At 67.6% G+C, this 11,903-nt stretch carries 10 protein-coding genes; 7 read left to right on the forward strand and 3 right to left on the reverse strand.

The window, feature by feature from the left end:
• Positions 1-50: 50 nt before the first annotated feature.
• The 7 genes from BMY53_RS00660 (at position 51) to BMY53_RS00690 (ending at position 8,889) form a co-directional block, all read left to right on the forward strand.
• Complete coding sequence (locus BMY53_RS00660; protein WP_092942475.1) at positions 51-1,190, forward strand: hypothetical protein; 1,140 nt, start codon at positions 51-53, stop codon at positions 1,188-1,190.
• Between the two features lie 72 nt (positions 1,191-1,262).
• Positions 1,263-2,627, forward strand: coding sequence for a hypothetical protein (locus tag BMY53_RS00665; RefSeq protein ID WP_255369966.1), 1,365 nt, complete (start codon positions 1,263-1,265; stop codon positions 2,625-2,627).
• A 34-nt stretch (positions 2,628-2,661) separates the two neighbouring features.
• On the forward strand, positions 2,662-4,602 hold the full coding sequence (locus BMY53_RS00670; protein WP_092942478.1) for a hypothetical protein: 1,941 nt from the start codon (positions 2,662-2,664) through the stop codon (positions 4,600-4,602).
• Positions 4,603-4,661: 59 nt separating this feature from the next.
• Positions 4,662-5,384 (forward strand): hypothetical protein, encoded by a 723-nt coding sequence (locus tag BMY53_RS00675; protein WP_092942481.1) that lies wholly within the window; start codon positions 4,662-4,664, stop codon positions 5,382-5,384.
• 133 nt (positions 5,385-5,517) lie between these two features.
• Positions 5,518-6,600 carry a hypothetical protein gene (locus BMY53_RS00680; protein ID WP_092942484.1) on the forward strand — a complete coding sequence of 361 codons (1,083 nt, stop codon included), beginning with the start codon at positions 5,518-5,520 and terminating at the stop codon, positions 6,598-6,600.
• Between the two features lie 413 nt (positions 6,601-7,013).
• Entirely contained in the window at positions 7,014-7,775 is a 762-nt protein-coding gene (locus tag BMY53_RS00685; RefSeq protein ID WP_143073861.1) for a hypothetical protein, read from the forward strand.
• A gap of 34 nt (positions 7,776-7,809) precedes the next feature.
• Positions 7,810-8,889, forward strand: coding sequence for a DUF4438 domain-containing protein (locus BMY53_RS00690; protein WP_092942490.1), 1,080 nt, complete (start codon positions 7,810-7,812; stop codon positions 8,887-8,889).
• Positions 8,890-9,031: 142 nt separating this feature from the next.
• On the opposite strand, the gene BMY53_RS00695 is transcribed toward BMY53_RS00690, so the two are convergent.
• From BMY53_RS00695 to ssuD, 3 genes are read right to left on the reverse strand one after another with little or no spacing between them, the layout of a single operon-like run.
• Positions 9,032-9,934 (reverse strand): ATP-binding cassette domain-containing protein, encoded by a 903-nt coding sequence (locus BMY53_RS00695; protein ID WP_404947842.1) that lies wholly within the window; start codon positions 9,932-9,934, stop codon positions 9,032-9,034.
• Positions 9,934-10,707: an aliphatic sulfonate ABC transporter permease SsuC gene (gene ssuC / locus BMY53_RS00700; RefSeq protein ID WP_092942496.1), complete on the reverse strand. Its 774-nt coding sequence runs from the start codon at positions 10,705-10,707 to the stop codon at positions 9,934-9,936. The genes BMY53_RS00695 and ssuC overlap by 1 nt, the downstream gene beginning before the upstream one ends.
• Before the next feature lie 3 nt (positions 10,708-10,710).
• On the reverse strand, positions 10,711-11,892 hold the full coding sequence (gene ssuD / locus BMY53_RS00705) for an FMNH2-dependent alkanesulfonate monooxygenase (protein WP_092942499.1): 1,182 nt from the start codon (positions 11,890-11,892) through the stop codon (positions 10,711-10,713).
• Between the last annotated feature and the right edge of the window lie 11 nt (positions 11,893-11,903).

The following is an 11,903-nucleotide window of genomic DNA, read 5'->3' on the forward strand; positions in this document are numbered from 1 at the left end:
CGCCATACGCCCGCCCTACCTCTGTTTCCACCTCTTTCTGGAGCCTCACCATGGACCGCTTTGAGACCGACCTGATGGAAGACCTGATGGCAGATGCCGCCGAGGGCCCCGCACGCAGCGGCACGAATGCCTATGACGACTACGACGGTTATGACGACGACGGCTTCGATGCCGACGGAGGCGACGAAGGCGATGACGAGTTCATCGGTCGCCTGTTGGGTGGCATCGGCGGCATCGCTGGCCGGCTGCTCGGCGGTGGTGGGGGCGGCGGCGAGGGCTTCGATGAATTCGACGAAGACGATGGCTTCGAAGCCGCCGACGAGTTCGATGAAGAGGACGGCTACGACGACTTCGAGGGCGACGCCTACGACAGCCCCGCCGCGTCCTTTGACGAGGGTGACGCCATGGAGGAAGCCGTGGCTGATGCGCTCGACGCCGATGACGGCGACGAGTTCTTCCGGCGCCTGGGTGGCCTCGCCCGGGGGGCGATGAATGTAGCCCGGCGCGTGGGTCGTGGCGTGGGCCAGGCGGCACGTGTCGTGGGGCCGATCGCCAGCATGATTCCGATTCCGCAAGCCCAGGCCATCGGCCGCATTGCCAACATCGCCGGGCGCCTGCTGGCGGACGGGGCGGATGAATTCGAAGCCTTTGACGAACTGGTGGATGGCCTGGACGAAGACGGCATCGACGCCGCTGCGCCGGTACTCGCCGGCATGGTCATCCGCCGTGCCCTGCCCGGCGTGGCGCGGGCCGCCCGGCCGGTGCGGCGTGCAGCGGTGCGTGCTGTGAGCAATGCCGTGCGAACGGCGGTTCGCCGCCAGGGTCCGCCCGCCGCACGCGCCGTGGCCCGCACGGTACGCGCCACCCGCCGCGTGGTGCAGCGCCGCAACCTGCCGGCCCGCCAGGCGGTTCGGGTGGTGCGACGCGCCACCCAGGCGGTGGCCCGTCGGCCGCAGGCGGTACGCCGCCTGGCCCGGCCGTTGGTGCCGGCTGCGCGCCGTGCCACGCCACGGGGCCAGGCGGCCCGTGTGGTGGCGCGCACGGTGACACCGGTGGCCCGACGTGCGGCTGCGTCGGTGGCCACCGGGACGCTGGCACGGCCGGGCGGCGCACGCCATGTCTGCGCCGCTTGCCGGGGCCGTCGCATCCGCGTGCTGCGCGGGCCGGTGACCATTTCCATCGGCAACTGACGCGGCACCGGCCGGTTCATCCACGCCATCGCCGCCATTGCCGTTCCCTACCCCTCGCGCCCTGGACCCACCATGGACACCCGCCGCTTCCTGCAGACCAAGATCGCCGGCATGGCTGCCCGGATGAGCCGGCTGGCGCGGATCGACAATGCCTTTGTCGGCCTGCGTCCGCAGGACCAGCCCTACGCACCATCGCCCGAGCACTTCCGCGTGGCCAACCAGCGGCTCTCCCGGGTGGAGCAACGCATTCGCGGGCGTTTCTCGCAGCTGCGCCAGAACTGGCGCGAGCAGCCGGCGCAGCGCACGCTGGTGGACATGGCGCTGGTGGAGCGGGAGCTGGACCGTGCACGGCGGCTGTTCGGCATGTTCTACGAAGTCTTCGCCCAACGCGGCACCAGCTTCGGCCCTTCGCTCAGCGCGCACGACACCATTGCGCAGGACTGTTATGTCGCGGTTCGCGAGGCTGCACCGCGCATCTTCGACGGCCCCTTGCTCAAGCCGGTCTGCTACATGGAGCACGGCTATTCACCGGCCACCATGCGTCGCGGTGTGGCGCTTTCCCGGCTGCTGGGCGAGGCCAACCCCTTTCCGCTGATCCGCATCCCCTGGGACCGGGACCAGCCCTGGCAGAGCGTCTTCCTGCACGAGGTGGCGCACAACCTGCAGGCCGATCTGGGCATCTGGCAGGAGAACCGGCAGGCGGTGGTGCGGCGCATCATGGGCCAGTTGCGCGACCCCTTCCTGGCCTCCGTCTACGGGCGTTGGCACAAGGAGATCTTCGCGGACCTGGCCGCCATCTTGCTGGGGGGCCCGGCTGCAGCCTGGGGCATGGCGGACTTCCTGGCGCATCCGGCGCCGCGCACCATGACCTACCGCCCGGGTGGCGCCCATCCCACGGCATACCTGCGGGTCTACCTGCTGGCGGAAATGATGCGCCGCCTGGGCTTCACCCGCGACGCCACCCGGCTGCTGCGGGTGTGGCAGGCCCTGTACCGCCGTGATGGACCCAACCGCATTCCCCCCGCGCTGATGCGCAGCGTGCCGCGCCTGGTGCCGGAGGTGGTGGACGAGATTGCCTTCCAGACCCGTCGCAATCTGGCGCAGCGTGCCCTGGTGGACGTGATTCCATTCCGGCGCGAAGACGAAGACGCCATCCTTGCAGGCGCGGCGGCGCTGCGCGAGGGACGAACTCCGGCGCTGCCGCCCCGCCACCTGGTCAGCGCAGCCCATTACGCCCTGGATGGCGGGCGGGTGATCCCCACTGAGCTCGCGCAGCGCGTGACCCGCCAGCTCATCGCCATCGGGCGGGACAGCCAGGCGGCTGCCATGGCGGCTGGCGGCGCAGCCCGTGCCGGCCGGCTACCGATGCCCTCGACCGCTGCTGCGCCCGTCTTGCGACGCGGTGGCGCCACCCCTTCACAAGCCCTTGCTGCCTGATGGCCGCCAACGATCCACCCCACCGAGGTGAACCATGCCCACACCCTTGATTTCCTCCTCTGATCCGAAGGCCCACAGCAACGCCATCGACAATCTGCTGCGCCGGGAGTTGAAGGTCGGCGACCCCAGCGACCCGACGCAGATTGCCCGCGCGCTGGCGGACCGCTATCAGGCCAGCCCGCGCGCCCAGGCCATCGACGGTGAATCCCGGGGGCTGCCTTTCCTGCAGACGCCCATTGTTCGGCCCACCGGCGTGCAGACGCAGACTGCGAGCGACATTGACCTGGAGCAGGCCCGCAGCGATGTGGAGGCCGACATGACCGAGCTGCTGCGTTCCACCTACAGCAAGGACATCCGTCCGGAGCTGGAGGGTTGGCAGAACATCATCCAGCGCTCCATCGATGAAGGCGTGGCCTGTTCCCGCATGGGGCTGGACCCGCAGCGGCGCGACACCGCCTTTGCCATGCGCCGCCAGTTGGGCGAATACGCCCGTCTCTCCCGCCTCATTGGTGCGTTGGAGCCGGAGCTCAACCGCAACTTCCGCGCACTGGCGCTCAGCCTGGACGAGGTCAGCGCGGTGTTGCTGGTGCTGATGGGCGAATCCATGGCCAACATCGGTTTCTCGGGCGGCCGCTTCCTTCTGCAGGTCTCCTATGCCGAGCTGCAGGCCCGGCGTGATGCCGTGCTCAATGCCTTGCGCCTGGTGGACGGTTCTGGCGGCATGTCGGCCCAGCCGGGCACCTGGCCACGGGGGCTGCGGGCCTACCGCACGCTGAGCCAGCAGTTCGAGGCCAATGGCCAGGGGGATCTGCGCTCGCTGATGAGCGAATCCGAGATGAGCCGGACGCTGGACCAGCTGGTGCAGCTGGCCAGCGGTGGCACGCCGTACGGCCTTCGTTCCATCGGGGCATCTGCGTGGGCGCCCATCAACCGGCTCTACCGTTTTGTGCAGATCACGCTGCAGCCCGTGGCGCGCAGTTCACCGGAGCTGGCGGCGCTGCATGAAGCCATGATGCTGTTCCTGGGGGGCTTTGCGCAGGCGGGTGGCTTCCGGCTGCTGCGCGTGGCGCGGCCGACGGTGCTGAACTACGGCCTCTACGGCTCCTCCACCATCAGCCGGGCGGAGTTGCGGTTGATGGAACTGGTGAACCTGCGCGGTTCCCTGGCGCGGGTGCTGGACAACCTGACGCAATGTGCCTGCGACGAAAACCGTGTCCTCACGCAGTCGGTGCTGGACAGCATTCTCTTCTCGCTGGACCGAGCCATCGACTACTACTGCGTGGGCAACGACACGGAGGACTTTGGTGTGCCGGAGGCGCGTGCGGCGGCCTACAGCCTGCTGCTGGACACCCTGCTGCCGAATTCGGCCGCCTACCCGCTGCCGGGTCTGGGGTCGGCGGCACTGGGTGCGACGCAGAACTGGCCATGGCAGCCCACGCCGACTTCCCCGGCGATTCCACGCCCGGCGTATCTGGGGGACTATGTCCCGCCGAACACTGGCAAACCTCAGCCCATCACCGATTTGCTGGACAACCTGCGAGGGCTGTTGCGGCCGCGGCCCACCGGCATGTACCTGCAGGCAGCCTGGTGGGAAAGCGGGAACACGCAGACGCGCTTCAACCGCTGGGTGCATGGGGACGAGGACTGGACGGCGGGGGGTGGCTCGGGCTACAGCTTTGGCCGGATCATGAAAGAGGAGCTGGCCCTGATCAAGCAGACCGACCAGGAATGGCGGTCGGTGGTCAGCCAGATGACGACTGGCTACATCAGCATGGACCGGGTGTTCCACAACCCGGGCACGCCCAGCGAGGACAGTGGGTGCCTGAGCCTGATGGTGGACCGTGCGATCGGTTTCCTGTCTGCGGCGACGGCTGGCATTCCAAACGCCGAGATTCCTTTCGACAGCTCGCCCACGCCATTGCGCATTCCGCCGCATTACGAGGAATCGCTGGAAGTCATTGCGCTCAAGCCCTGACCCTGCGGCTCTGCTGTTCCCAGCGACTTCATTGATTGACACCTACCAGGAGCACCGCCATGCCCAGCATCCGGTTGACCCCCTTGCAGCCCACCTCCTTCGACCTCTGGCGAGAGCGCGTGCTGACGGTACCGCGAAGGACCCTGCTCCAGGAGGTCACGCTTGAGCGTGATGCCGCGAGCGGCACGTTCCGCACCTTGGCCGATCGGCTGGTGGGGGATGACGACACCCGGACGCTGGTGGGCGAGCTGGGCAAGCTGTCGGTGGTGCTGAACACCTTGCTGGCTGATCAGCGCAGCGGGTTCAGCGTTGGCATCGGCCAGAGCTCGGCGGACATCCGTGCGGCCTTGTCCGAGGACGGGGCGATGGCCAGGGCGATCAATGACTGTGCCACGGCCATTGCCCAGCTGGACGTGGAGGAACCGGCGGAGCCGACGGATCCGGACGTGCCGAGCGAGGCGGGCATTCCGAATGCGGACGGGATGATTGTCTTGCGGGGGCTGGATCTGGTGCGAGAGCCGTTGCTGGCCACCGGGGTGAGTGCCACCAAGGTCAATCGGCAGTTGGCCGACTGGTTGAAGTCGGCGCAGAGTCTGGCGGCGCTGGAGGTTCTGGTGCTGCGGGGTGACCCATGGGCCCACCGCTACAGCGCCATTGGGGATGCATTCACCCGGACCACGAACGGGGTTGACGAGGACGAGCGTCGCGAGCGCCTGGGGCAACTTGTGGCGTTGGAGTTCGACGTGACTCACGCGTTGTTGGTGGGTGGTGGCGTGGGGTGATGCCGCTGCGTCAAAGTTTCAAGACATTGCGAGCGGTCATCAACAGCGACGGACGGCCAAGGACAGCGTCGCCAAGCGCCCGGCAGTGTGTTTTATTGCCAACCCTCTGTACCGGCCACATCAGGAGTGCAAGATGAGCTTCCAGACTACCGAAACCATTCAGCGCCTGTGGGAGACCTTCCTGCAGGAGCAGGTGGCCGGCCTGCCGCCTGAAGAGCGCGGCGCGCTTTCCACGCAGTTCGAGCAACGCTTCGGCGAGTTGCTGGGCAAGTCGGCGGGGGACAGCGACACCGGCTTTTTTGACTTGTTGGGCATGGGGCCGCAGGGCAATGTGGGCTTCGACAAGATCGCGTATCCGTACGTGACGCCGGACTTTGATGATGCGGTGGTGCCGAGCCAGCTGCATGCGGCGGCGGAGCTGTACTTCATCTATCAGCACGAGCGGATGAAGATCTTTGAGGTGGTGGAGACGCTGTTGCGGTTGTTCCGGCTGGGCAAGATGCGCATTCAGCGCGGGCCGGGCGCACGGGGGCTGTATTTGCTGGAGAAGTGGAAGCCGCTGCGTTATACGCGCAATGACCGGATGATTGCTTACCGGCGGGCGTTCAATTACGGGACGGCGCAGCCGCCGGCGGGGGCGGTGGTGAACCGCAACTTCCATCGGCAGGTGGTGGGGTTCATGGTGGCGGTGGGGCAATACTTCCGGGACTTGCTGATTGGCGAGGTGATCCGGGGTGGGCAGTTGATTGATCAGCGGCCATTCGGGAGTGTGGGGACGATCCAGCGGATCGGGCTGGATCTGCGGTATGCATTGGATCGGTCGACGTACGGCAACATCTTTGCGTTGGCGATGGAGACGGGGCACTACTTGATCCAGGTGTTGAAGCTGCTGGATGCACCGGACATCAAGAAGGCGTTTGATGCCAACACCAAATGGGATGTGGTGGAGATTGTTTCCAACCGCTATCTCGGGGGTGTGGCTGAGCCTTCGCAGCGGGCCAAGATGGCGGAAAGTGGGCGTCGGGTTTTGCAGTTTGTGGCGGACAACGACTTCAAGACAGCGGTGGATCCGATCCTGTTCCAGAACGTGGTTCGTCCTATGGGGGCGCATGCTGAAGCCTGGATCGCGGCTTATCGAATGACGCCAGAAGGACGTGGGTTCCCGGGGGTGACGCCTGCTCTGCAAAGCGTGCTCGGTGTTCCGCAGGCGGCTTGAATTCCGGGCCTGGGCTCCTTTTGTGTTCCGGTGTGCTGACTGGGTCTTTTTTAGTGCCCTTCGCTGGAAGTGGGGGACTGGGGGGGGCATTTGCTCCATGCCAGGGCCAGAGGCCCTGGCATGAAGGAAAAGGGTGCCGAAGCGGCGCTTTCCACCGCAGGACAAGGACTGGAGACCGCCGCAGTAAACGGCGCTTTCCAACGCAGGAAACAAGAACAGAGACCCAGGCAGCACTCATTCGCGAAGGCAGAACCACCATGCGGCGCTCAGATGTTTCGGTGCATGTAGACCAGCGGCGACTACCGTGTGTCCTGGAGCCAGCGCTGCTGCTCACAAACGCGCAGGGCCCGGTGTTGGCGATGCGGCTTGTCGCGGTTTTCGAGCCATGGCTGACGCGTTCCTTCTGGCAGGCCTTGGACAACAGCGAGCTTCTCACCGGACGCAGCTCGCTCGCCATGGCGCCCACCACCCTCACGCTCTCGCCAACCGCAAAGGCAACCACCACCGCGATCAGCCCCTCCGCCCTCACCCGCTGGATCAGTCTGCGCGAGCGGACCGACGAAAGTGCGTGGGTGCTGCGCTGGGTGGGAGACCGGATCGCGGAATCGCAGCTCCGCGACATTGAAGACCTCAGCCTCTTTGATCAGTTTGAAAGCGTGCAGGCAGAACTCGAACGCCGCGCCGAACAACATGGCCTGACCATGGGCGCTCCTTGGCGCGGCTTCGATCTCCACCGGGCGGCGCTCGACGCCCTCAGCCTCTCCGCCGTCCTCGACGGTGCGCTGGTCCTGTGCTCCACCAGCGACGGCCACGAGCCCGCTCCCGTCCTCCTCGCCCGTCAATTGCAATTGACCGTCACCGACGTCGACAGCCCTGAGGCCGGCACCTCCCTCTTCCCGACCGAACGCCAATTCTTGCGCGAAGCCCTTGCACGCGCCGGCCTGGCCACCCTCACACAGACCCTCCCACCCCTGGCCGCCCTCCATGTCTGCCTGGAGACCGAACGCCCCACCCCACCCCCCAACGACATCCGTATCGATGCAGAGGCCCACACCCCAGCCATCCCCAACACCCCCATGGACACGGACCTCGACACCCACCTCTTCGCCGTCACGCCAGACTTCGATCCACCCGACCCGTGGCAGCACGCCAGGATCTGGTGGTACCGGCTCTGAGCGCACCACCCCACCCCGGCCACGGAGAAACACCATGTGGAGCGACAGCGAACCCACCCCCACCCCGCAACGCCCCGATACACCCGCCAGCGGGCCACGCATCAACACCAGCGAACTGGTGATCGTGTCCGTACAAGGCCAGATCGCCCATCCCGTCGCAGGTGCCACCCCCTACCGAATCGGCCATGACGGCGTCCCGCGCGTCCTGCCCGGCACCGGTGGCATCGTGCTCAACCAGCGAATCGGCGACCTCTGCGTCGGCCTGGCCGGTGACCACATCGAGCCGGGGGTCTCCCTGCACAACAACAACCGTGAAGTCATCGGCCCGCGTGACGGCCCCAACAACGCGCTGATCACCTACGCCTGCGTCGGCAACGTCGCCGAGGTATTGAATGGCCGCTGCATCGGCCGCCGTGGCCTCGTCACCGGCAAGCACGGCGGCGTCAACCACGTGATGGTCGACTTCCCCACCCCCATCCTCGCGCGCCTGTCCATCGGCGACCGCATCAGCATCCGCTCCCACGGCCTGGGACTTCGGTTCCTGCAATACCCACAGATCGAGGTGATGAACTGCGACCCGGCCTTGATCGGCCGCTGGGGCCTGATCGAACGCGATGGCCGCCTCCACGTGCCCGTCACCCACCTGGTGCCCGCCCGCTTGATGGGCTCCGGCCTCGGCAAGAACACCGCCTGGCGCGGTGACTACGACATCCAGCTGTCCGACCGCCCCAGCCGCGAACGCTGGAAGCTCACCAGCCTGCGCTTCGGCGACCTGGTCGCCATCGTCGGCGCCGACGTACGCCGCGGGCCCATCTATCGCGAGAGCCGCGTCACCATCGGTGTGATCGTGCACGGGGATTCCACCGTGTCCGGCCACGGCCCCGGCGTCACGCCACTGCTGACCGGTCCCGCCGCCTGCCTGCGCCCGCTGCTGCGGCCCAGCGCCAACCTGGCCGAAGTCTTTCAGGTGCGCCGCGCCCAGCCTCCCCGGCCCCAGCGCCTGCTGGTGGAGCGCGACCCGCGCAGACGGTCATGCCCGCCCGCGAGCGCCCCCGGCCCCCGGCTGGCCTTCGAGACCGAAGCGGCAGATGCCGCCCACGACGATGGCCCTTGAACACGCGCCAGCAGGCAGGCACGCACCGCACAAACGAGCGGTCCCACCGATCAATCACTCCAGGAGCTTTCCATGCGCCCTGCGTCCTTCCACCGCCACCTGTCCGGCCCGCACCCGGCCGCATTCTTCCGGGTGCGTTCGTTCAGATCGCCCAGCGGAACTGCGGTGCCGGGATCGGCGCGGGTTCCCGCGTCGGTTCCGCATCCGTGGTGTCCGGTGCCTGCAGCACTCGATCCAGCAGCCGTTGCTCCAACGCCGCAAAAGCGGCGTCCCGCACACGCGGACGAGGCAGATCGATGCGCAGGTCCAGCGCGAGCTGCCCTTCCTCGATCAGCAGCACCCGATCTGCCAAGGCGACGGCCTCGGCCACGTCGTGCGTGACCAGCACCGCCGTGAACCCCTGCCGCAGCCACAGCCGTTCGATCAACCGCTGCATCTCGATGCGGGTCAGCGCATCCAGCGCGCCCAGCGGTTCGTCCAGCAACAACAAGCGCGGCGTATGCACCAGCGCCCGCGCCAACGCCACACGCTGACGCTGGCCACCAGACAGCCGAGCCGGCCATTCCTTGCCCCGGTCGGCCAGCCCCACCTGCGCCAACGCGGCCGCCGCACGGTCCCTGGCTTCCCGGCCCTCCAGGCCGAGCGCCACGTTGTCCTGCACACGGGCCCACGGCAGCAGGCGCGCGTCCTGGAACATGAACCGCAGGTCCTTCACCGCCCCCGCATCCAGTTCCCCCGTGCTGGGCTTCTCCAGCCCGGCCAGCAGCCGCAGCAAGGTGCTCTTGCCACAGCCGCTGCGGCCAATCACCGCCACAAACTCCCCGGCACGGATGTCCAGGTCCAACCCGGCCAGCACCTCGCGCTCACCAAAGGACTTGCCCAGCCCCCGCAATCGGATCGGCTCCCCGCCGGCCGGGCCAGCCCGCTCCAGCACCGGCGCCTGCGCCGGCGCGGGGGTGGAGGCCGGTGCCGCCTGGCGGCGAATACGCGGCGCATGCGCCCCGCCATGCACTTCCACAAGAACGTCGATGTCGGTCATGGTCATCATCGCTGGTACCCCGGGTGCCACCGCAGCCAGGCCCGTTCCAGGCCCTGGGCCAGCAGGTCGGCCAGCTTGCCCAACAGGGCGTAGATCAGGATGCCCACCAGCACCACATCGGTCTGGAGGAACTCGCGGGCATTCATCGTCATGTAGCCGATGCCCGACTGCGCCGAGATGGTCTCGGCCACGATCAGCATCACCCACATCAGCCCCAGCGAAAACCGCAGGCCCACCAGGATGGAAGCCGTCGCCCCCGGCAGGATCACTCGCCGGTACAAGGCCCAGCCGGTGAGACCATAGGAACGCGCCATCTCGATCAGGTCCCGGTCCACATGCCGGATGCCGTGGAAGGTGTTGAGATAGACCGGGAAGAACACCCCCAGCGCCACCAAAAACAGCTTGGCACTTTCGTCAATGCCAAACCACAGGATCACCAGCGGGATGAGCGCCAGCGCCGGCACGTTGCGCAGCATCTGCAGCGTCGTGTCCAACGCGGTCTCGGCCCAGCGCCAGGAACCGGTCAGCAACCCCAGCAGCAGGCCCAGGCCCCCACCGATCGCAAAGCCCAGCAGCGCCCGGCTGGTGCTCACACCCAGGTGGCGCCACAGCTCACCCGAGGCCGAAAGCTCCCATGCGGCCCGCGCCACGGCCGACGGTGCCGGCAGCACCCGCGTGGAGAGCCAGCCCCACTGCGCACTGAGCTGCCACACCACCAGGATGGCCAGCGGCAGCAGCCACGGCAGGACCGCATTGAAGGTCAGTCGCCAGCGTGCCATGGCTCAGCTCGCCGCCGCCAGGCGCGGCGCCCCCGGCACAAAGTTGTTGGCCACGATTTCGCCGAATGGGCCGGTGAGCTGGGGCGAGGCGATCTTCTCCTGCACCGCCAGCGGCAGCAGCGGGAACACCAGCTCGGCAAAACGGTAAGCCTCTTCCAGGTGCGGATACCCGCTGAGCACGAAGTACGTCAGACCGAGCTCGGCATATTCCTTGATCCGGTCGGCCACCTGCTGGGGGCTGCCCACCAGCGCCGTGCCCGCACCACCCCGCACCAGGCCCACGCCTGCCCACAGGTTGGGCGCGATCTCCAGCCCTTCACGCACATTGCCCTTGTTGAAGCGGCCCTTGTTCAGCTCCGCCATGCGCCGCTGGCCCACAGAATCCATGCTGGCGAACTTGGCCTGCGCTGCAGCCACCACGTCCTCGTCCAGATGCTGGACCAACGCCTCGGCAGCCCGCCAGGCCTCTTCCTCGGTCTCCCGCACAATCACGTGCAGCCGGATGCCGTATTCCAACGTGCGCCCCTTCTGCGCCGCGCGGGCTCGCACGTCGGCCAGCTTCTCCGCCACAGCGGCGGGCGGCTCGCCCCAGGTGAGGTAGGTGTCCACCTGCGCGGCCGCCAGATCATGGGCCGGGCCCGACGAGCCACCGAAGAACACCGGCGGGTACGGCCGGCTGATCGGCGGGTACAGCAGCTTGCCGCCCTTCACCTGCAGATGCTGGCCGTCGTAATCGATGGCCTCACCCTCATGGCTGGCCTGCAGCACCTCGCGCCAGATGGTGAGGAATTCTTCCGACAGTTCATAACGCTCGGCGTGCGGCAGGAACAGCCCGTCGCCGGCCAGTTCATCCGGGTCGCCGCCCGTCACCAGGTTGACCAGCAGACGCCCGCCCGAGAGACGGTCCAGCGTGGCGGCCATGCGGGCCGATTGCACCGGCTGCACCAGGCCCGGCCGCAGCGCCACCAGGAATTTCAGGCGCCGGGTGGCCTCGATCAGGCTGGCCGCCACGATCCAGCTGTCCTCGCAGCTTCGGCCGGTGGGCAGCAGCACCCCCTCGTAGCCCAGGCTGTCGGCAGCAATGGCGATCTGGCGGTAGTAGTTGAAGTCGGCCACGCGGGCGCCCTTGGAGGTGCCGAGATAACGCGAGTCGCCGTGGGTGGGGATGAACCAGAGGATCTTCATGGGGGGACCTT

Source organism: Roseateles sp. YR242 (assembly GCF_900109745.1).
Taxonomy (GTDB): Bacteria; Pseudomonadota; Gammaproteobacteria; order Burkholderiales; family Burkholderiaceae_C; genus Roseateles.